Below are 21,428 nucleotides of genomic sequence, written 5' to 3' on the forward strand. Positions count from 1 at the left end.
AGTCGGTACCACCCCTTCCCATCCCGAACAGGACCGTGAAACGACTTTGCGCCGATGATAGTGCTGCAACCAGTGTGAAAGTAGGTTATCGTCAGGCTAATTATTCGCAGAAGCCCGCTCAATTCGATTGAGCGGGCTTTTTGCTTTTCCAGCCAAGATCCGGGCATTCTGTCCGAGCAAATCGGCGGGCAGATAAAAGCAGGTTTTGTCCTGACCGGATTTTACGAAGACCACCAGCCGAATCCGCGCTTCGTGATCGACCATTACCTGCCGACCTTCCTCACCACGCAGGCCGGCAAACCCCGAGCGCTGAGGCTAGCGCTTGTGGTAAGTGCCGATCAGCTGCCCCTGCGCGAGCACATGCCCTTTCATCGCCTTTTCCAGCTCGGCCTTGGTTGGATGGCCGAGGTCCGGCAATTCCACATCCAGGGCGTAGAGCTTGTGCACATAGCGGTGCGTCCCCACCGGCGGGCAAGGGCCGCCATAGGCGCTCTTCTTCCAGTCGTTGAGGCCGGTGCGTGTGCCCGGCGGCAGGTCCGTGCCGCGCACGCTCGAGGGCAGGCTGGCCGCCGAGAGCGGGATGTTATACAGGACCCAGTGCACCCAGGTCATCTTGGGCGCCGCCGGGTCCGGTGCGTCGGGATCGTCGACGATCAGAGCGAAGCTTTTCGTTCCCGGTGGCGCGCCCGTCCACGACAGGGCGGGCGCGGTATCGGTTCCGTCGCAGGTGTGAATTGCCGGAATGTTGCCGCCGGCATCGAAGTCGGCCGAAACGAGTGACAGGCTCATGCTTTTCTCCTGACAGGACTGGATCTCTCCCTCGCTTCGACTCTATACCGCTCCGGCGCTTGCCGGCGCGAGGGATCAGGCTTGCGACAGCGGCGCCGAATCCTGGGTGGCGGCTTCCTCGGGGCGTTGCTTGCCGCGGCTGATGCTCTCTCCGTCGCTGCGGCGCAGGCGCCAGAACACGAAGGACGACAGCATCGTCGTGACTGCCAGCGTCAGGAAAGCGTGGTGCAGGGCCGAGGTCACCATCAACTGGTTGGTCTGCGGCACGCGGCCGAGGAACCAGGCCGTCACCAGCGAACCGCTCGCCAGTCCGAAACTCATCGACAGCTGCTGGAGGGAGCTGGCGATCGTGCTGGCCATGCTGGAATCCTGTTGCGGAACGTCCGCATAGGCTAGCGTATTCATGCTCGAGAATTGCAGCGAATTGAAGAAGCCCTGCAGCAGGCCGATGCCGGCGATCGCATACCAGGGCGTGCCCGGTCCCACCAGCGCGAACAGCGCGATCGTCAGGCCGATGCAGATGGTGTTCACGATCAGCACCTGGCGGTAGCCGAAGCGGGCCAGGACCCTGGGTGCGATCAGTTTCATGCCCATCGCCGCGGCTGCGGTCGGCATCATCAGGAGGCCGGACTGCCAGGCAGGCAGTTTCAGACCCAGCTGATACAGCAGCGGCAGCAGGAAGGGCAGGCCGCCGATACCCAGGCGGGTGATGAAACCGCCCAGCACCGCGATGCGGAAGGTGCGCACCTTCAGCAGCGCCAGGCGCAGCAGCGGGTGCTTGTGCTCGCTCGCATGCCAGGCATAGGCCGCCAGCAGGGCCACCGACAGGCCCAGCATCAGGACGATGGTCACGGTGTCGAGCGTGTGCTCGCCGAAGATCTCCAGCAGCCAGGACAGCAGGGCCGTACCCGAGCTGAACAGGATCAGGCCGATGGTGTCGAGCGGGCGCGGCTCGGCGCCCTTGTAATCCGGCATGTAGCGGTGCACGAGGAACAGGGCCAGCAGCCCGACCGGCACGTTGACGAAGAAAATCGCCCGCCACGAGGTCCAGTGCACGATCAGGCCGCCGACGGTCGGTCCGAGCAGGGGGCCGATCAGCGCGGGCAGGATCACGAAGTTCATTGCCCCCAGCAACTCGCTCTTGGGGAAGGTGCGGATGATGGCCAGGCGCCCGACCGGCATCATCATTGCGCCGCCAAGGCCCTGCAGCAGGCGCGCCACCACCATCATCTCGAGGTTGACCGACAGTCCGCACAGCACCGAGGCGAACGTGAAGATGGCGATTGCGATGCCGAACACGCGCCGGGTGCCGAAACGGTCGGCCATCCAGCCGCTCACGGGGATGCCGACGGCGAGGCTGAGGATATAGCAGGTAACGACGGACTTCAGGCTCAGTGGTGTGACCTGAAGGCTGGCCGCGATGCTGGGAACGGCGGTGTTGACGATGGTGGCGTCGAGCTGCTCCATGAACAGGGCAGTCGCCACCAGCCAGGGAAGGTAACTTTTGACGTTGCTGGTATCGGTCATTGGGCGATTGTCACATAAATCGCCCCGGGCCGACGTCTGCCAGAGGGCAGGGTCGGCCGCTACGTCAATCAGTAGTGATACGACGCCTTCACCATCAGCAGGTTCACGCCACCGTTCGGATGCTTGATGCCGCCGTTCGAGTAGTGCTGCAGGCGCGCGCCCAGTTCCCACTTGTTGGCGAACACGTAGCCGACGCCGACGTGGTCCGCGAATTCATAGGCGGTCGACAGCTGGCGGTGGGTGTTGCGGTACACATCCGAAAACAGGGCGGCGCCGATGCCGGCGTCGGCGTAGAAGCCGAGTTTGTCATCGGCTTCCCAGCGGAACACCGGGGTGATGCCGATCACGGCCAGGTTGTGGCGCTTGCCCGGCACGTCCAGCCACTGGTTGGCGCGCCAGTAGGCGATGTTGGCATCCCAGTAGCCCGACAGGTGGTGGCCGCTGGTAGCGAACCAGTTCTTGTTCCAGTCTTTCTGGGCCGACAGGCGCAGCACCTGCACGTGCTCGCCGCCGCCGGCTTCCACGGCGTAGGAGTCGACCAGGCCGTTCTGGGCGTGGCCTGCCTGTGCGGCGAACAGGGCGGCGGCTGCGGCCATCGAGGTCGCGATTTTCTTAGCGGAGAACATCTTTTTTATTTCCTTTCGATTGACGAATCCCGCTATTTTAGCGAGATGTGGGTTTTGGCGTGGCCTGTCCATCAATTGTTAGAATCGAACGATCTGCACAACGAGACCACCATGACACTTCCGACCCTGGCATTCCTCGGCATCGGCCTGATGGGCAAGCCGATGGCGACCCGGCTGGCGCAAGCCGGCTATCCTCTTCACGTCTGGAACCGTTCGCCGGCCAAGGCCGAGGCCTTGCGCGGCGTCGGCGCCATCCCCAGGCAAGACCTGCACGACGCGGTGCGCGATGCCGACATCGTGATCACCATCCTGGAAGCGGGACCGGTGGTCGGCCAGGTGCTGGCCGCCGCGCTGCCCGCGCTGAAACCCGGCGCGCTGTGGATCGACATGAGTTCCACCCGGCAGGACGAAGCCCTGGCCTTCCATGCACAGTTGCAGAAAGCCGGCTGCCGTTTCGTCGATGCGCCGGTGTCCGGCGGCGTGGTGGGCGCGGAGGCGGGCAAGCTGGCCATCATGGCCGGCGGCGATGCGGCCGATTTCGCGGAAGCCGCGCCCGTGCTCGAAAAGATGGGCTCGGCCACCCTGGTCGGCCCGGCCGGCAGCGGCCAGGTCGCCAAGCTGTGCAACCAGCTGATCGTCGGCGCGACCATCAATGTGGTCGCCGAGGCCTTGTTGCTGGCCCAGGCCGCGGGCGCCGATCCGGCCGCCGTGCGCGAGGCGATCCGCGGCGGCTTTGCCGGCAGCCGTGTGCTGGAAGTGCATGGACAGCGCATGCTGGAGCGGAACTTCGTGCCGGGCGGGCAGGTGAAAACCCAGCTCAAGGATCAGCGCAATATCCTGGCCGCAGCGGGGGAGGCGGGCGTGAAGCTGCCGGTGACCGAGTTGGTGACGCGTCAGTACGAGACGATCGAGGCGGATTTGCCGTCCGCCGATCATGCGGCGGCCTTGATTGCGTTGGAGAGGTTGAATCCGGGGAAGCGTGTTGGCGCCGGGGCGGACACGCTGCCGGAGTAGCGAGCAAAGCTGGGGGAAAGTGCCGGGGCACTATCCCGCCTTCGCGGGGCGACGAACTTAGGCCGGTGGCAAGCTCATCTCGGCCAACCTCACCCAGTAACTGGCCCCGATCGGCAACAACTGATCGTTGAAGTCATAGCTGCCATTGTGCAGCTGGCAAGGGCCGAGGCCATGGCCGCCGGCGCGGTGGGCGCCGTCGCCGTTGCCGAGGAAGACGTAGCAGCCCGGCTTGGCCTGCAGCATGAAGGCGAAGTCCTCGGCGCCCATGGTCGGCTCCACGTTGGCGTCGACATTGTCTTCGCCGACCACCGCCTTCATCGCCTCGACCGCGAAGGCCGTCTGTTCCGGATGGTTCACCAGCGGCGGGTAATTGCGCTTGAACGAGAAATCGACGCTCGCATTGAAGGCCGCGCAGACGCCCTGCGCAATCTCGCCCATGCGGCGCTCCACCAGGTCGAGCACCCCGGTGGTGAAGGTGCGCACGGTGCCGACCAGTACCGCTTCGTCGGGGATCACATTGGTGGCGCTGCCGGCGTGGATCTGGGTGATCGACAGCACGGCGGTATCCAGCGGGTTCTTTTCGCGCGAGATGATGGTCTGCCAGCTTTGCGCGATCTGCACCGCCACCATCACCGGATCGATGCCGCGGTGCGGCTGCGCGGCGTGGGCGCCCTTGCCCTTCACGACCGCGCGGAACTCGTTACTGGATGCCATCATCGGGCCGGCGACCACGCCGAACTTGCCGGCCGCCATACCCGGCCAGTTGTGCAGGCCATACACGGCATCCATCGGGAAGCGTTCGAACAGGCCGTCGTCCATCATGCGGCGGGCGCCGGCACCGCCTTCTTCGGCCGGCTGGAAAATCAGGTACACGGTGCCGTCGAAGTTGCGGTTCTGCGACAGATAGTGGGCTGCACCCAACAGCATCGTGGTATGGCCGTCATGGCCGCAAGCATGCATCTTGCCGGCATGGCGCGACGCGTGCTCAAATGTGTTGAGCTCCTGCATCGGCAGGGCATCCATGTCGGCGCGCAGGCCGATTGCGCGTTCGGACGTGCCGTTCTTGATGATGCCGACCACGCCGGTGACGCCAAGGCCACGGACCACAGGGATGCCCCATTCGGTCAGGCGGGCTGCCACGACATCGGCGGTGCGCTGTTCTTCGTAGCAGAGTTCGGGATGTGCGTGAATGTCGCGGCGGATGGTCTCGAGTTCCGCCTGGTGCGCGAGGATAGGTTCGACAAGTCTCATTCTGTTCTCCCTATACATGTTTTCAACTATTGTAGCCCTTCCGAAGCCGCCACGGCCAGTGCCGTCACAGGGGCCGCAGGAATCGTCTAAACTATTGGTTTCTCGACGTTTTTCCCCGGACCCGATTCCATGACCAAGACCCTTGTCAAGGCCACCTGCCCGCACGACTGCCCCGATACCTGCGCCATCCTCGTCACCGTGGAGGACGGCGTCGCAACGGAGGTCAAGGGGGATCCGGATCACCCGACCACGGCCGGGGTGCTGTGCACCAAGGTTTCGCGCTACATCGACCGCACCTATCATGCGGACCGCCTGCTGTACCCGATGCGCCGCATCGGCCGGAAGGGCGAAGGGAAATTCGAACGCATCAGCTGGGAGCAGGCCCTCGACGAGATCGCGGCGCGCCTTGCGCCGATCGCGGAACGCGACCCGCAGGCCATCCTGCCCTACAGCTATTGCGGCACCATGGGCCTGGTGCAGGGCGAGGCGATGGCGATGCGCTTCTTCAACAAGGTCGGCGCCTCCTTCCTCGATCGCACCGTGTGCGCGACCGCCGGCACGACCGGCTACAAATACACCATCGGTGGTTCGATCGGCACCGACATCGAACAGTTCCAGGATGCGAAACTGATCCTGATCTGGGGCGGCAATCCGATCGCCTCGAACCTGCACTTCTGGATGCGCGTGCAGGAAGCCAAGCGCCGCGGCGCGAAGCTGATCGCGATCGACCCGTATCGCTCCCTGACGGCCGAGAAGTGCCATCAGCACATTGCCGTCCTGCCGGGCACGGACAGCGCGCTGGCGCTGGGCATGATGCACGTGCTGGTCAAGGAAAACCTGCTGGACCACGACTACATCGCCCGGCACACCCTGGGCTTCGGCCAGCTGAAGGACCGCGTGGCCGAATGGACGCCGGAACGCACCGCCGAAACCTGCGGCATCAGGGCCGAGGAAGTGGTGAACCTGGCGCGCGAGTACGGCGACACCGCGATGCGCGGCGAGCCGGTGGCGATCCGCATGAACTATGGCCTGCAGCGCGTACGCGGCGGCGGCATGGCGGTACGCAACATCGCCTGCCTGCCGGCCCTGGTGGGCGCCTGGCGCCATCCGGCCGGCGGCGTGCAGCTGTCGACCTCGGGCTCCTTCCCGTCGAACAAGCTGGCGCTGCAGCGCCCGGACCTGCTGCGCGGCCGTATCCCGCGCACCATCAACATGAACACCATCGGCGACGACCTGCTGAAGGAGGCGTCCCCAAGCTTCGGTCCGAAGATCGAGGCCGTGATCGTCTACAACGCGAACCCGGTGGCGATCGCGCCGGACTCTTCGAAGGTGCAGCGCGGCTTCGAGCGCGAAGACCTGTTCACCGTGGTGCTGGAACACTTCCAGACCGATACCGCCGACTACGCGGACATCCTGCTGCCGGCCACCACCCAGCTCGAGCACGTCGACGCCCACCTGGCTTACGGCCACCTGTACATGATGGCGAACAACGCGGCGATCGCGCCCCTGGGCGAGGCCAAGCCGAACACCGAGATCTTCCGCCTGATCGCCAGGCGCATGGGCTTCGACGACCCGGCCTTCAGCRAGACCGACGACGAACTCGCGGCCCAGGCCTTCGACAAGAAGAACGCGCGCGCCGTGCACTTCGACTGGGAATCGCTGAAGCGTACCGGCTGGAGCAAGCTGAACATGCCGGCCGCGCCCTTCGCGGAAGGCGGCTTCCCGACCCCTTCCGGCAAGTGCGAGTTTTATAGCGAGTCGATGCTGGCGGACGGTCTCGATCCGCTGCCGACCTATATTCCGAATTACGAATCCGTGGCATCCAATCCCGAACTGGCAGAGAAATATCCATTGGCGATGATTTCTCCGCCGGCCAGGAACTTCCTCAACTCAAGCTTTGTCAATGTCCAGAGCCTCCGCGCCACGGAAGGTGAACCTCACCTGGACATCCATCCCGTCGACGCCGCAAGCCGCGGCATCGAGCACGGCGAGATGGTGCGCATCTTTAATGACCGGGGCTCGTTCGTCGCGCGAGCCCGTGTCACGCCCAAGGCGCGGGCCGGCCTCGTGGTCGGCCTGTCGATCTGGTGGAAAAAGCTCGCCAGCGACGGCAAGAACGCCAACGAAGTAACCAGCCAGCGCCTGACCGACATGGGCCGGGCGCCGACTTTCTACGACACGCTGGTGCAGGTGGAGAAAGCATGACCACCGGCCGCACCATGAACCTTTTGACACATGAAACTTTCGCGAATCACCCCGCGGCTCCGCGCCGTGCTCCTGGCGGGCACGGCGGCGGGGCTGCTGGCCAGCTGCTCCACGCTGAACTACTACTCGCAGGCGGCCCAGGGCCAGCTTGAACTCCTGTCGGACGCCCGTCCGATCGACGACTGGATCGCCGACCCCGGCACCAGCTCCAAACTGCGCCTCCGCCTGGAGACGGCGCGCCAGATCCGCCGCTACGCTGTTAGCGAAATGTCATTGCCAGATAATGACAGTTATAAAAAATACGCCTCCCTGAAACGCCCTTACGTGCTGTGGAACGTGGTCGCCACGCCCGAGCTGTCGCTGCGGCCCCTGCAATGGTGCTTCCCGGTGGCTGGCTGCGTGAACTACCGCGGCTACTACAACAAGGATGCCGCCATGACCTACGCCAAGGAGCTGAAGGCGGACGGCAACGACGTCGAAGTCGGCGGCGTGCCGGCCTACTCGACCCTGGGCTGGTTCAGCGATCCCCTGATCTCCACCTTCATCAACTACCCGGATGCCGAACTGGCGCGCATGATCTTCCACGAACTGGCGCACCAGATCGTGTACGCGCAGGGGGATTCGCAGTTCAACGAATCCTTCGCCAGCACCGTGGAAGAGGTGGGCGTGGAACACTGGATGGAGCGCTTCGGCAACCAGGCCATGCGCGACAGCTATGCCCGCTACAAGAGCCGCAAGCACGATTTCCTTGCCCTGTTGCTCAAGTATCGCAAGGCGCTCGAACAGAACTACGCCGTGGTCGACCGCAGCGACGACGAGAAGCGCGCGGTCAAGGCGCGCCTGTTCCAGGAACTGAAGGACGAGTACCAGGTCCTGAAGGGCAACTGGGGCGGCTATGCCGGCTACGACCGCTTCTTCGAACAGCCGTTGTCGAACGCCCACCTGGCCTCGATCGCGACCTACGAGGACTTCGTGCCGGCCTTCCGCGCCATGCTCAAGCGCGACGGCAACTTCCCGGCCTTCTACAAGTCGGTCAAGCGCCTGGCCGAGCTGGACCGCTCGGATCGCCACCGCATCCTGAAGACCCTGGCGCCGCCGGTGTCCACGGCGCCGCTGATGGTGCAGCGCAGCGAGGCGCCACCTATGGTCGGGCACTAGAATTCGTGTTCGAATTGCTTTAAAAATGCTTGCTATCGGGCGCGCTGCCCGATAGCATCATGAAAGCAAACACAGCACGACCGTGCGTTTTTTTTCGGTTGGGCGGCCCACACAGAAAAAATACACTGGAGACAGGCACCCGATGGACAAGATTTGGCTCAAGTCGTACCCACCCGGCGTCCCCGCTGAAATCGATCCCGACCAGTACGGCTCCCTCGTGCAGCTGCTGGAAGAGTCGTTCCAGAAGTACGCCGCGAACAACGCCTTCGTCTGCATGGACAAGTTCCTCACCTATGCGGAACTGGACGCGATGTCGAAGCGCCTCGCGGCCTGGCTGCAGAGCCGCGGCATGGCCAAGGGTGCGCGCGTGGCGGTGATGATGCCGAACGTGCTGCAGTATCCGGTGGCGCTGGCCGCCATCCTGCGCGCCGGCTATACGGTCGTGAACGTGAATCCGCTGTACACGCCGCGCGAGCTGGAGCACCAGCTGAAGGACTCGGGCAGCGAAGCCATCATCGTGCTCGAGAACTTCGCGCACACGCTGCAGCAGGTGATGGGCAAGACACCGGTGCGTCACGTGGTGGTGGCGAGCATGGGCGAGATGCTGGGCGGGGCCAAGGGCATGCTGGTGAACTTCGTGGTCCGCAACGTCAAGAAGATGGTGCCGGACTACTCGCTGCCGAGCAGCGTGCGCTTCAAGGATGCGCTGGCCCAGGGCGCGAAGATGCCCTTCCAGCCGGCCCAGCTGAAGAACACGGACGTCGCCTTCCTGCAGTACACCGGCGGCACCACCGGCGTGTCGAAGGGCGCGACCCTGACGCACCGGAACGTGATCGCCAACCTGCTGCAATCGGAGGCATGGTCCTCCGTGGCGATGAGCCGGCCGCCGGCGGTCGAGCATCCTGTCATCGTGTGCGCGCTGCCGCTGTACCACATCTTCGCGCTGACGGTGTGCGCGCTGTGGGGCATGCGGGTGGGGGCGCTGAACATCCTGATCCCGAATCCGCGCGACATCCCGGGCTTCATCAAGGAGCTGGCCAAGTACAAGTTCAATGCGCTGCCGGCGGTGAACACGCTGTACAACGCGCTGGTGAACCATCCGGACTTCAGGCACCTGGACTTCTCGGGTCTGAAGCTGGCGAACGGCGGCGGCATGGCGGTGCAGCAGGCGGTCAACGACCAGTGGAAGGCCATCACCGGCACCCACATCATCGAGGGTTACGGCCTGTCGGAGACCTCGCCGGTGGCCACCGCGAACCGCTGCGACATCTCGTCCTTCACCGGCACGATCGGCCTGCCGATCCCGTCGACCGAGGTGGCGATTCTGGACGACGACGGCAAGGAACTGCCGATCGGCAGCGTGGGCGAGATCGCGATCCGCGGTCCGCAGGTGATGGCCGGCTACTGGAACCGTCCGGACGAAACGGCCAAGGTCATGACGCCTGACGGCTTCTTCAAGTCGGGCGACGTCGGCGTGATGGACGAGAACGGATACGTGAAGATCGTCGACCGCAAGAAGGACATGATCCTGGTCTCGGGCTTCAACGTCTATCCGAACGAACTGGAAGGCGTGATCGCCGCCCACCCCGGCGTGCTGGAGTGCGCGGTGATCGGCGTGCCGGACGAGCATTCCGGCGAAGCGGTCAAGGTCTTCGTGGTCAAGAAGGACCCGAACCTGACGGCCGAGCAGCTGATGGACTACTGCAAGCGCGAGTTCACCGGCTACAAGAGACCGAAGTACATCGAATTCCGCAGCGAGCTGCCGAAGACCAACGTCGGCAAGATCCTGCGGCGCGCATTGCGCGAGGAAAAGCAGGCAGCATAAAGATAGGCATGAACCCGTCGTCCCCGCGCAGGCGGGGACCCAAGGCAGAACTTGGGTCCCCGCCTTCGCGGGGAGTCATTTTTGGCAGTGCTAAAAATGACAAAAGCGGAGAGTTAAATTGATTAGAAAGATAGGCAATAACATGGACAAATTCTGGCTGGAGTCGTACGAGACGGGCGTACCGGCGGAGATCGACTGGACGCAATACCGTTCCCTCACGCACCTGCTGGAGGAAGCCTTCCGCAAGTACGCGGACCGCAAGGCCTATGCCTGCATGGGCAAGTCCATGACTTTCGCCGAACTCGACAAGCTGTCCGCCCAGATGGCGGCGTGGCTGCAGAGCCGCGGCCTGCAGCCGGGCGCGCGCGTGGCCATCATGCTGCCGAACGTGCTGCAGTATCCGGTGGCGATGGCGGCCATCCTGCGCGCCGGCTACACCATCGTCAACGTCAACCCGCTGTACACCGCGCGCGAGCTGCAGCACCAGCTGAACGACTCGGGCGCGGAAGCCATCGTGGTGCTGGAAAACTTCGCCCACACGGTGGCGGAAGTCGTCGCCCAAACCAAGGTCAAGCACATCATCGTCGGCACCATGGGCGACCTGCTGGGCGCGAAGGGACTGATCGTCAACTTCGTGGTCCGCACCGTCAAGAAGCTGGTGCCGGCATGGTCGATTCCGAACGCGGTGCCGTTCAAGCGCGTGCTGGCGGAAGGCGCGCGCCAGACCCTCAAGCCGGTCCAGGTCGGCCATGACGACGTCGCCTTCCTGCAGTACACAGGCGGCACCACCGGCGTGTCGAAGGGCGCGGTGCTGCTGCACAAGCACGTGATCGCCAACGTGCTGCAGAACGAAGCCTGGTTCGCCCCGACCCTGGCCAAGGCCGGCGCCGACCTGCAGTTCGTGTGCGCGCTGCCGCTGTACCACATCTATGCGCTGACCGTCTGCGCCCTGCTGGGCCTGCGCGTGGGCGGCATGAACCTCCTGATCCCGAACCCGCGCGACATTGGCGGCTTCATCAAGGAACTGCGCAACTACCGCATCAACGTCTTCCCGGCCGTGAACACCCTGTACAACGGCCTGCTGAACCACCCGGACTTCGCCAGCCTCGACTTCTCCGGCCTGCTGGTCTGCCCGGGCGGCGGCATGGCGGTGCAGAAGCCGGTGGCGGACAAGTGGCTGCAGGTCACCGGCACCCCGATCGTCGAGGGCTATGGCCTGTCCGAGACCTCGCCGGTGGTCGCCGCCAACCGCTGCGACATCACGGGCTTTACCGGCACCATCGGCCTGCCGATCCCGTCGACCGAGATCCGCATCCTCGACGAAGCCAGCCAGGAAGTCCCGTTCGGCACCGCCGGCGAAATCGCCGTGCGCGGCCCGCAGGTGATGGCCGGCTACTGGAACCGTCCGGACGAAACCGCCAAGGTCATGACCGCGGACGGCTTCTTCAAGACCGGCGACATCGGCATCATGAACGAGCAAGGCTACATCAAGATCGTCGACCGCAAGAAGGACATGATCCTGGTCTCGGGTTTCAATGTGTACCCGAACGAGGTCGAGGAAGTCGTGGCAAGCCACCCGGGCGTGCTGGAAGTGGCCTGCGTGGGTGTGCCGGACCAGCATTCGGGCGAGGCGGTCAAGCTCTACGTGGTCAGGAAGGACAAGGCGCTCACCAAGGAAGAGCTGATGGCCTTCTGCAAGGAGCAGCTGACCGGCTACAAGCGTCCGAAGTACATCGAGTTCCGCGAGACGCTGCCGAAGACCAATGTGGGCAAGATCCTGCGGCGTGAGTTGCGGGATGAGAAGCAGCCGGCGTAAGAAACCCCGTCATCCCCGCGAAAGCGGGAATGACGGCTAGCCGTTCACCACCTCCACCCCAGCCTTCCCATCCACCACCCTGAAAGCCGCCAGCTCCCGCTGCGCGGTCTTCGGATCCCGCACCTCATCCAGCCCCATGAAGCGCGACCGCGTCTCGCTGGGCGTTACCTCCAGCAGCATGTAGCCGCGCCTGTCGCTGCGCCCGAACTTGATGTGGGGGTTCATTTCGACGTATTCCGCGGTGCGCTGCTGCGGGCGCGAGCTCGAGGTGACCGAGGTGCCGACGAACTCGGTGGCGATCACCGGATTGTCCTTCGATGCCGGGCGCTTGAAATCCGCACGCAGTTCGGTGGCGTAGAAGGTGTGGACGTCGCCGCCCAGCACCAGGGGATTGGCGGCTTGTGAAGCCGCCAGGGTGTCCAGCAGCAGCCGGCGTGCGACCGGATAACCGTCCCAGCCATCGGTCCAGAAGCGCCCGCCGTCGGCGCCGACGATCGGCACCTGGGTCGATTGCGCCATCAGGGTCTGCTGGGCCAGGATGTTCCAGCGCGCCCTCGAGCTTTGCAGGCCGTCCTGCAGCCAGGCTTCCTGTTCCCTGCCCAGCATGCTGCGCGACGGATCCAGCAGGGCAGGGCAGGCGCGCGGGCTCACGGAATTCGAGCCGCCCCGGCCCGGCTTCGGGCAGGCTTCGTAGGCGCGGTACTGGCGGTCGTCCAGCACGTGGAAGCGCGCGAGGCGCCCCCAGTCGTAGCGCTGATACATACGCACATTCGCAAAGCTGCGAGGCGGCGGCAGGCGCAGCGGCATGTGCTCGTAGAAGGCCTGGTAGGCCGCCGCGCGGCGCGCCGCGAAATCGCTCGAGAGCCGCTCGTCGCGGTCGGCGGCGTAGTCGTTGGCGACTTCGTGGTCGTCCCAGGTCACGATCCAGGGGGCCGCCAGGTGGGCCGCCTGCAGGTCCGGGTCGCTCTTGTACTGGGCATAGCGCTGGCGGTAGCTGGCCAGGTCGAAGGATTCGTTCTGGCGCACCGCGCGTTGCGGATGCTGGCGCTGGAAAGGGCCCCATTCGTAGATGTAGTCGCCAAGGAAGGCGACCAGGTCGGGCTGGGCCTCGGCGATGTAGCGGTGCGCCGCATAACTGCCGAATTCCCAGTGCTGGCAGGAGGCCACCGCCAGCTTCAGCATGTCGGGCATGCTGCCGGCGCTTGGGGCGGTGCGGGTGCGGCCGACCGGGCTGACGGCGTCGCCGAACAGGAAGCGGTACCAGTACCAGCGGCCAGGCTCCAGGGCCGTCACGTTCACGCGCACGCTGTGCGCCAGCTCCGGCGTGGCGATGACGCTGCCCTTGGCCGCGATCCTGCGGAAGCCTTCGTCCTGCGCGACTTCCCAGCGCAGCGGCATCGCCAGCCTGGGCGCCGAATTCGCATCCAGCGGATCGGGCAGGATGCGGGTCCAGAGGATCACGGAATCGGGCAGCGGCGAACCGGAAGCGACGCCCAAGCTGAACGGATAGCCGGCTGCGTTCGATGGCGCCGCGTGCAGTACCGAAGGACCAGCGGCGGTGAAGGCCGCGGCCAGGCGCGCCGCATCCAGCAGGAACAGGCGGCGCGACGGCGTCAAGGGCTTACTCGGCGATCAGGGATTCGAGCGGCGGCAACTGGCGCGGCTTGCGGTCCGGGCCGGTGGCGACATAGGTGAGGGTGGCCTCGGTGACTTTCACGACATTGGTCTGCAGGCGGTTACGTTCGGCGTAGACTTCGACGTAGACCGTGATCGAGGTATTGCCGACCTTGACGATGTCGGCGTAGAAGGACAGCAGGTCGCCGACGAAGACCGGATTCTTGAACAGGAAGGAGTTGACGGCGATGGTGGCCACGCGGCCGTTCGCGCGGCGCACGGCCGGCAGCGAGCCGGCGACGTCGACCTGTGCCATGATCCAGCCGCCGAACACGTCTCCGTACACATTGGCGTCGGACGGCGCCGGCATCATCCGCAGCACTGGCATCTTTCCTTCAGGCAGGCGGGTGGTGGAAAGTGTCTGGTTTTCTGGCTGGGTCATCTTGAAATCTCGGTAAAAAGTTGGGACTCGAAAACCGTCGCGAGCGGCCGCAGTTTCGGTTGAGAAGCGCAGCTGTACTTGAGTACAGCGAGCATCGCAGACCGAAAATGCAACGTGTAGCAGGTTTTCGAGCTCCCAAACGCTACAATCGTCCCAGATTGAACCATAAATAAAGAATCTCTGTCATGCGACGCACTCCCGCAAGCTCCTCCCTTCCATCGCCCGCCGACCCGGCTGCCCGCCGCAACGACTGGGCCGTGATCGGCACCTTGATGCCCTATCTGTGGGTCTACAAATGGCGCGTGATGGCCGCACTGGTCTGCCTGATCGGCGCCAAGGTGGCGAATATCGGCGTGCCGCTGGTGCTCAAGAATATCGTCGACAGCCTCAGCATCTCGCCCACCCATCCTTACGCGCTGCTGGTGCTGCCGCTCGGCGCCCTGTTCGCGTATGGCGCGCTGCGCTTCTCGACCACGCTGTTCACCGAGCTGCGCGAATTTCTGTTCGCGCGCGTGACCCAGCGCGCGGTGCGCACCATCGCACTGAAGGTGTTTCGCCACCTGCACGCGCTGTCGCTGCGCTTCCACCTGAACCGCCAGACCGGCGGCATGACGCGCGATATCGAACGCGGCACGCGCGGCGTCAGCTCGCTCGTGTCGTATTCCTTGTTTTCGATTTTGCCGACCCTGGTCGAGATCACGCTTGTGCTGGGCTACCTCGGGGCGCGCTACGACAAGTGGTTCTCGATCATCACCGGGGCGGCGCTGGTCACCTACATCACCTTCACCATCGTCGTCACCGAATGGCGCACCCACTTCAGGCGCACGATGAACGAGCTCGATTCGAAGGCCAACACCAAGGCCATCGACTCGCTGATCAACTACGAGACCGTCAAGTACTTCGGCAACGAGGATTACGAAGCCAAGCGCTACGACGCAGGACTGCAGGACTACGAGCGCGCCGCCGTGCGTTCGCAGACCTCGCTGTCCTTCCTGAACTCGGGCCAGTCGCTGATCATCGCCGCCGCCGTCACCGCCATCCTGTGGCGCGCTACCGCCGGCGTGATCGACAAGACCATGACCCTGGGCGACCTGGTGCTGGTGAACTCCTTCATGCTGCAGCTCTACATTCCGCTTAACTTCCTGGGCGTGATCTACCGCGAGATCAAGCAGAGCCTGGCCGACATGGAGCGCCTGTTCGGCCTGCTGGAGCAGAACCGCGAAGTGGCCGATTCGCCGGATGCGAAACCGCTGGCCACGCGCGGCGCCCAGGTCGCGTTCTCGCACGTCGAATTCAGCTACGACCCCAAGCGCCAGATCCTGTTCGACGTCGACTTCACGATCCCGGCCGGCACCACCACCGCCGTAATTGGCCACAGCGGCTCGGGCAAGTCGACCCTGTCGCGCCTGCTGTTCCGCTTCTACGACGTGCAGCAGGGCGCGATCAGCATCGACGGCCAGGACATCCGCAAGGTGACCCAGGATTCGCTGCGTCACGCGATCGGCATCGTGCCCCAGGATACGGTGCTGTTCAACGACACCATCGAATACAACATCGCCTACGGCCGTCCCGGCGCCAGCCGCGAGGACATCGTGGCGGCGGCGCGCGCAGCCTCCATCCACGACTTCATCGAAAGCCTGCCCGACGGCTATGCGACAATGGTGGGTGAGCGCGGCCTGAAGCTGTCCGGCGGCGAGAAGCAGCGGGTCGCGATCGCGCGTACGCTGCTGAAGAATCCGGCGATCCTGATCTTCGACGAAGCGACGTCGGCGCTGGACTCCCGCGCGGAGCAGGCGATCCAGGCGCAGCTGAAGGAAATCGCGAAGCAGCGCACCACGCTGGTGATCGCGCACCGCCTGTCGACCATCGCCGACGCGCACCAGATCCTGGTGCTCGACCACGGCCGCATCGTCGAACGCGGCACGCACGGACAGCTGATCGCGCAGAACGGCTTGTATAAACAGATGTGGGACCGGCAGCTGGCAAGGCAGGACGAAGACCTGGCCTCGCCTCCTTTGGCCCTCGAACAGGATTAAGAAAGACAAACATGGAAAACCAGATCGTCGAGATCGACATGAAGGAGGTCGGCCACGGCAATCCGGCCTGGATCGCCGCGCTGGAAGCGGGGAAGGTGCTGTACTTCCCGAACTTCGGCGAGCACGGTTTCGCGCCCCAGAAGGAAGAGCTGGCGCTGTTTCGCGAAGACATCCGCGACCCCAAGATCCGCAACATCAGCCTCGACCCTGCTGGCCGGCTGAAAGGCGTGATCGGCGACGACGCCACGCAGGCGCTGGCCGCCGGCATGATCGGCCGCTTTCGCGCCCAGGCCGAGGGCCTGCTGGGCAACCTGGTGCCGCGCTACGGCGAGCACCTGCGCCGCGGCTCGGTCAGCTTCCGTCCGTCGAAGGTCGAGACCCGGGTCCAGTCCTGGCGCGCCGACGACCGCCGCCTGCACGTCGACGCCTTTCCCTCGCGTCCGAACCGCGGCGAACGCCTGCTGCGCGTATTCACCAACGTGAACCTGGAAGGCGTGCCGCGCGTGTGGCGCGTGGGCGAACCGTTCGAGGATGTGGCGAAACGCTTCCTGCCGCGCGTGAAGAAGTACGTGCCCTGGCAGGCCAAGGCCTTGGCCGCGCTGCACGTGACCAAGTCGCTGCGCAGCGAATACGACCACCTGATGCTGCAGCTGCACGACTCCATGAAGGCCGACCTCGACTACCAGAAGAACGCGCCGCAGGTCACCTTCGGCTTCCCGCCCGGCTGCGCCTGGGTGTGCTTCTCGGACCAGGCCTCGCACTCGGTGATGTCGGGCCAGTACATGCTGGAGCACACCTTGCTGCTGTCGCCGATGCAGCAGTACGACAAGGAATCGAGCCCGCTGGCCATTCTGACGCGGCTGCAGGGGCACGCCCTCGTGTGATTCGACGTTTGCGTGGGCTCGGTGTGCCCTCAGACCGACAACAACGCGTTCCCTTGCGCGCGGAGGATCTCCGCGACGCGCGCCGCCACCGGCGACAGATAACCGTTCCGCCGGTAGGCCAGGCCGAGGCGGCGCTGCATCTGGGTGTCGGCCAGTATCACCTCGCGCACACGGGCCTTGCCCGAGACGAGATTGAAGCGGGTGACGAAACCCAGTAACGGCGTCTTCTCGAGGATAGGCAGGATCGCATTCAGCACGTTCGATTCGATCTGTACCTGCGGACGCGGAAGACCATGCCGCTCGAATGTCTGGTTCAGCCATTGGCGCGAGGCGACCGTTGCCGCCGGCAGCATCCATTTGTAGTCGAGCAGGCCCGCGAGCGTGCAGGGCGAATCGAATACCGGGTGGTGCTCGTTCGCCATCACGACTACCGTGTCTTCCGCAATCTRCTCCCACACGATATCCCGCTCGGTCTCCGTGATCGGGCTCAGCACCAGATCCAGCTCACCCTCCTGCAGGCTGGCCATCAGGTTGGCATTCATCGCTACCGCCAGGTTCACGGTAATGCCGGGTGCTTCGGCCAGTAATTGCTGGAACACGGCAGGCATCAGATGTTCGGCCAGCGTCGGCACGCAGCCGATGCGCACATTCCCCTGCAAACCACCGGCGTAATCCTGCATCTCGCGCGCCGTCTCCTCCACCATGATCGCCATCTGCCGCGTGCGCCGCACCAGGACCTCGCCGGCGACGGTCAGCCGCATGCCGCGCCCATCCTTTTCGAACAGTTTCGCGCCCAGGTCTTCTTCCAGGCGGTCGATGCATTTGGTCAGCGCAGGCTGGGTCCGGTGCAGGCGCTCGGCGGCCCGCCCCAGGTTGCCTTCCTCGGCGATCACTTCGAAGTATTTCAGGTCGCGGAAGTCCATCGATATATTCCCGAAAGTTTAAGAATTCGAAAAATAAGTGAATATACATTATAGATCGTGCTTCCTATACTCGGCTCATACAAGAATCTGCCTGACAAAAAAGCAGCCGCATCGGAGGAGACATCCATGGCATCCCGCATCTCGCGTGCCGTCCTGCGCCCGTCCCTCCTCGTGGCTGCCTCCTACCTACGACGAGGACCCACCATGAGCCATACCACCCCACCCGACGTCATCCGCAACATCGAGCGCATCGACCCGGAACTGGTCGCGCGCGCCGCCCAGTACCCGTCTTCCATCCTGGCCGACGTCGCCGGCCGCCGCGGCGCCCTGAGCAGCCGCATCGCGCCGCTGGCGCCGAGCATGCGCCTGGCCGGCCCGGCGCTGACGGTCGAAGTGCGCCCCGGCGACAACCTGATGATCCACGCGGCGATGGCGATCGCCAAGCCGGGCGACGTGCTGGTCATCGACGGCAAGGGCGACGATACCAGCGCCCTGATGGGCGAGATCATGGTCAGCCAGTGCATGGCGATCGGCATCGCCGGCATCGTCGTCTACGGCGCCGTGCGCGATACCGAGGCGATCCGCGCGCTGGGCTTCCCGATGTATGCCACCGGCGCCAACCCGAACGGGCCGACCAAGCAGGTGCCGGGCCGGATCAACTGGCCGATTTCCGTGGGCGGCGTGACGGTGCGCCCGGGCGACCTGGTGGTGGGCGATGCCGACGGCATCGTCATCGTCGAGCCGGTCAAGGTGCCGGCCGTACTGGACGCGGCCAGGCAGAAGCTGGCCGATGAAACCGCGCGCATCGAAGGCATCCGCAGCGGCGCCCAGCTGCGTCCGGCCTGGCTCGACGCCGCCCTGCGCAAGGCCGGCGTGCTGGCCGAAGGAGAAACGCTGTGAGCGCCGTCCTCGAGGAACAAGCCAAGCGCGACGTGATCCTGGTGACCGGCGCCGACCTGGCCGGCAAGGCGGTCGCGCTGCTGTCGACCTACGACCTGGTCTACGCCGGCAAGACGCCGACCGAGGACGAGCTGGTCGCCCTGTGCCGCCAGCACCAGCCGGTCGCGATCATCGTGCGCTACGGCCGCATCACCGAGCGCGTGATCGAGGCCTGCACCCGCCTGCGCGTGATTTCCAAGCACGGTTCCGGCACCGACACCATCGACAAGGAAGCGGCGGCAAAGCGAGGCATCGCCGTCAAGGCGGCGGTCGGCGCCAACGCGGCCGCCGTGGCCGAACATGCCTGGGCGCTGATCTTCGCCTGCGCCAAGGACGTGCCGGCGCTCGATCGCCGCATGCATGAGGGCCACTGGGACAAGGCCACCCACAAGAGCCTGGAGCTGAAAGGCCGCACGCTCGGCCTGGTGGGCCTGGGCGCGATCGGCGCGCGCGTCGCCACCGTCGGCAGCGCACTGGGCATGCAGGTGATCGCGCACGACCCGTTCGCGCAAACGGCGCCGGATGGCGTCAGCCTGTTGCCGCTGGCGGACGTGATCGCGCAGTCGGACGTGCTGTCCCTGCATTGCCCGCTCACCAAGGACAACGCCAACATGCTGAACGCGCAAACGCTGGCCACCATGCGTCCCGGCGCCATCGTCGTCAACACCGCGCGCGGCGGCCTGATCGACGAAGCGGCGCTGGCCGATGCCCTGCGCAGCGGCGCCCTGCGTGCCGCTGGGCTGGACAGCTTCCAGGTCGAACCCTTCACCCCCGGCCACCCGTTCACCGGGATTCCGAACGCCATCCTGTCGCCACACATCGGCGGCGTGACCGGCGATGCCTACGTCGGCATGGGCACGGCGGCGGCGGCCAACGTGCTGGCGGTTCTGGAACAGCAAGCCTGACGTCACACAAAAACCACAGGCGCGCACCCAAGACGCGCTTTAACCCTTACAGTATGGGAGACGACATGAACGACATCGACAACAACCCCCGCCTCGAGGCGGAAACGATGCGCAAGGTAACTTGGCGCATCATTCCCTTCCTGATCGTTTGCTACCTGATGGCCCTGATCGACCGCGGCAACATCGGCATGGCAGCCCTGCAGATGAACGGCGACCTCGGCCTCACCAAGAAAGTGTTCGGCTTTGCCGGCAGCCTGTTCTTCATCGCCTACTTCTTCTTCGAAGTGCCGAGCAACCTGGCGCTGCAGAAGTACGGCGCCCGCAAGTGGATCGCGCGGATCATGATCACCTGGGGCCTGGTGTCGGCCTGCACCGCCTTCGTGCAGGGCCAGAACTCGCTGTTCTTCATGCGTTTCCTGCTCGGCGCGGCCGAAGCCGGCTTCTTCCCCGGCGTCGTGCTGTACCTGACCTACTGGTTCCCGGCCGCCTACCGTGCGCGCATCGTCGCCACCTTCATGGTGGCGGTACCGATGGGCAGCTTCATCGGTTCGCCGATCTCGGCCCTGCTGCTCCAGACCGACGGGATGTTCGGCATGCGCGGCTGGCACTGGCTGTTCATTCTCGAAGGCCTGCCCACCGTCCTGCTGGGCATCGTCTGCCTGTTCTTCCTGACCGATCGCCCCGAGCAGGCGAAGTGGCTCAGCGACGAGCAGCGCAACTGGCTCTCCACGCGCATCGAGAAGGAACGCAGCGAGAAGAAGACCGCGGCCCGTGTGTCGGTCTGGAAGCTGTTCCGTACCAAGGAAGTGCTGGGCATGGCGCTGGTCTGCTCGGCCGCCTCGGCTGCAGGCAGCGTCCTCAACGTGTGGCAACCGCAGCTGTTGAAATCCTTCGGCCTGACCGTCATGCAGACGGGCCTGGTCAATTCGATACCGTACGTGATCGCCTCGGTGCTGATGATCCTGTGGGGCCGCCATTCGGACAAGAAGGGCGAACGCCGCTGGCACACCGCCATTCCGCTGCTGCTGGTCGCCGGCGGCATGCTGTTCACCTCGGCCACCAGCGCGCTGATCCCGACCGTGGTCCTGCTGTCCTGCGTGCTGGTCGGCGCCTATTCCTTCAAGGGACCGTTCTGGGCGCTGAGCTCGACCTGGATCGCGCCCTCGGCGGCGGCAGCCGGCCTGGCCGCCATCAACGCCACTTCCAACCTGATCGGCGGCGGCCTCATGGTCAACGTCTACGGCTGGATCAAGGAAGAAACCGGCAGCTATGCGCTGGCCCTGATGCCGATTGCCGGCCTGGCCGTGGCCAGCGTCCTCATCCTCCTGTCGCTCAGCAGTGACGCCAGCCAGGCGGCGCGCAAGGCGGCGGCCAAGGCAACCGCTTAAATCCCGCATCACCTCCCTGTAGTTTTTCATCGGCAACCGCCGAGGGCAGCCCACGCCCTCGGCCACCATAAATCCATCAATAACGA

The 21,428-nt window shown here is 65.0% G+C and carries 18 protein-coding genes and 1 rRNA gene; 11 read left to right on the forward strand and 8 right to left on the reverse strand.

The features are described from left to right. Positions 1–97: ribosomal RNA gene (gene rrf / locus AC1DIX_RS16490) — 5S ribosomal RNA — on the forward strand; the annotation flags it as partial. On the opposite strand, the gene AC1DIX_RS16495 is transcribed toward rrf, so the two are convergent. The 4 genes from AC1DIX_RS16495 to AC1DIX_RS16510 form a co-directional block, all read right to left on the reverse strand. Continuing rightward, on the reverse strand, positions 97–264 hold the full coding sequence (locus AC1DIX_RS16495) for a hypothetical protein (protein ID WP_477325775.1): 168 nt from the start codon (positions 262–264) through the stop codon (positions 97–99). The two genes, rrf and AC1DIX_RS16495, sit on opposite strands and share 1 nt — an antisense overlap. Before the next feature lie 51 nt (positions 265–315). After that, positions 316–789: a YbhB/YbcL family Raf kinase inhibitor-like protein gene (locus tag AC1DIX_RS16500; RefSeq protein ID WP_442123993.1), complete on the reverse strand. Its 474-nt coding sequence runs from the start codon at positions 787–789 to the stop codon at positions 316–318. 75 nt (positions 790–864) lie between these two features. Then, the gene (locus AC1DIX_RS16505) at positions 865–2,316 is read right to left on the reverse strand and encodes a DHA2 family efflux MFS transporter permease subunit (protein WP_442123992.1); all 1,452 of its coding nucleotides are present in this window, start codon (positions 2,314–2,316) and stop codon (positions 865–867) included. A gap of 68 nt (positions 2,317–2,384) precedes the next feature. Continuing rightward, positions 2,385–2,942, reverse strand: a complete 558-nt coding sequence (locus AC1DIX_RS16510) for an acyloxyacyl hydrolase (protein WP_477325777.1) — start codon at positions 2,940–2,942, stop codon at positions 2,385–2,387. A 111-nt stretch (positions 2,943–3,053) separates the two neighbouring features. Here AC1DIX_RS16510 and AC1DIX_RS16515 point away from each other — a divergent pair, with 111 nt between their 5' ends. After that, positions 3,054–3,956 carry an NAD(P)-dependent oxidoreductase gene (locus AC1DIX_RS16515; protein WP_477325779.1) on the forward strand — a complete coding sequence of 301 codons (903 nt, stop codon included), beginning with the start codon at positions 3,054–3,056 and terminating at the stop codon, positions 3,954–3,956. Between the two features lie 57 nt (positions 3,957–4,013). Here AC1DIX_RS16515 and AC1DIX_RS16520 read toward each other — a convergent pair whose 3' ends face one another. Beyond that, a complete protein-coding gene (locus tag AC1DIX_RS16520; RefSeq protein WP_477251721.1) occupies positions 4,014–5,207 on the reverse strand; it encodes a M20 aminoacylase family protein in 1,194 nt (397 codons plus the stop codon). Positions 5,208–5,336: 129 nt separating this feature from the next. On the opposite strand from AC1DIX_RS16520, the gene AC1DIX_RS16525 reads away from it, so the two are divergent. From AC1DIX_RS16525 to AC1DIX_RS16540, 4 genes are all read left to right on the forward strand, one after another. After that, the gene (locus tag AC1DIX_RS16525; protein WP_477325781.1) at positions 5,337–7,412 is read left to right on the forward strand and encodes a molybdopterin-containing oxidoreductase family protein; all 2,076 of its coding nucleotides are present in this window, start codon (positions 5,337–5,339) and stop codon (positions 7,410–7,412) included. Positions 7,413–7,442: 30 nt separating this feature from the next. Beyond that, positions 7,443–8,570: an aminopeptidase gene (locus tag AC1DIX_RS16530; RefSeq protein ID WP_477325783.1), complete on the forward strand. Its 1,128-nt coding sequence runs from the start codon at positions 7,443–7,445 to the stop codon at positions 8,568–8,570. A 142-nt stretch (positions 8,571–8,712) separates the two neighbouring features. Continuing rightward, positions 8,713–10,395, forward strand: coding sequence for a long-chain-fatty-acid--CoA ligase (locus tag AC1DIX_RS16535; protein ID WP_477325785.1), 1,683 nt, complete (start codon positions 8,713–8,715; stop codon positions 10,393–10,395). 142 nt (positions 10,396–10,537) lie between these two features. Beyond that, positions 10,538–12,211: a long-chain-fatty-acid--CoA ligase gene (locus AC1DIX_RS16540; protein ID WP_477325787.1), complete on the forward strand. Its 1,674-nt coding sequence runs from the start codon at positions 10,538–10,540 to the stop codon at positions 12,209–12,211. A gap of 36 nt (positions 12,212–12,247) precedes the next feature. On the opposite strand, the gene AC1DIX_RS16545 is transcribed toward AC1DIX_RS16540, so the two are convergent. Both AC1DIX_RS16545 and AC1DIX_RS16550 read right to left on the reverse strand, forming a co-directional pair. Continuing rightward, entirely contained in the window at positions 12,248–13,828 is a 1,581-nt protein-coding gene (locus AC1DIX_RS16545; RefSeq protein ID WP_477325789.1) for an alkaline phosphatase D family protein, read from the reverse strand. A 4-nt stretch (positions 13,829–13,832) separates the two neighbouring features. Continuing rightward, positions 13,833–14,267 carry an acyl-CoA thioesterase gene (locus AC1DIX_RS16550; protein ID WP_442123983.1) on the reverse strand — a complete coding sequence of 145 codons (435 nt, stop codon included), beginning with the start codon at positions 14,265–14,267 and terminating at the stop codon, positions 13,833–13,835. Between the two features lie 185 nt (positions 14,268–14,452). Between AC1DIX_RS16550 and AC1DIX_RS16555 the strand changes: the two genes are divergently transcribed. Further along, positions 14,453–16,303: an ABCB family ABC transporter ATP-binding protein/permease gene (locus AC1DIX_RS16555; RefSeq protein WP_477325791.1), complete on the forward strand. Its 1,851-nt coding sequence runs from the start codon at positions 14,453–14,455 to the stop codon at positions 16,301–16,303. A gap of 11 nt (positions 16,304–16,314) precedes the next feature. Beyond that, positions 16,315–17,187 (forward strand): Kdo hydroxylase KdoO, encoded by an 873-nt coding sequence (locus tag AC1DIX_RS16560; RefSeq protein ID WP_442123981.1) that lies wholly within the window; start codon positions 16,315–16,317, stop codon positions 17,185–17,187. 29 nt (positions 17,188–17,216) lie between these two features. On the opposite strand, the gene AC1DIX_RS16565 is transcribed toward AC1DIX_RS16560, so the two are convergent. Next, positions 17,217–18,110 (reverse strand): LysR family transcriptional regulator, encoded by an 894-nt coding sequence (locus AC1DIX_RS16565; protein WP_477325793.1) that lies wholly within the window; start codon positions 18,108–18,110, stop codon positions 17,217–17,219. Positions 18,111–18,314: 204 nt separating this feature from the next. Here AC1DIX_RS16565 and AC1DIX_RS16570 point away from each other — a divergent pair, with 204 nt between their 5' ends. The 3 genes from AC1DIX_RS16570 (at position 18,315) to AC1DIX_RS16580 (ending at position 21,342) form a co-directional block, all read left to right on the forward strand. Next, positions 18,315–19,010: an RraA family protein gene (locus AC1DIX_RS16570; RefSeq protein ID WP_442123979.1), complete on the forward strand. Its 696-nt coding sequence runs from the start codon at positions 18,315–18,317 to the stop codon at positions 19,008–19,010. Continuing rightward, positions 19,007–19,954, forward strand: coding sequence for an NAD(P)-dependent oxidoreductase (locus AC1DIX_RS16575; protein ID WP_477325795.1), 948 nt, complete (start codon positions 19,007–19,009; stop codon positions 19,952–19,954). The genes AC1DIX_RS16570 and AC1DIX_RS16575 overlap by 4 nt, the downstream gene beginning before the upstream one ends. Positions 19,955–20,019: 65 nt before the next feature. Then, positions 20,020–21,342, forward strand: a complete 1,323-nt coding sequence (locus AC1DIX_RS16580; protein WP_477325797.1) for an MFS transporter — start codon at positions 20,020–20,022, stop codon at positions 21,340–21,342. The last annotated feature ends 86 nt before the right edge of the window (positions 21,343–21,428 follow it).

The organism is Massilia sp. 05N420 (genome assembly GCF_056397205.1).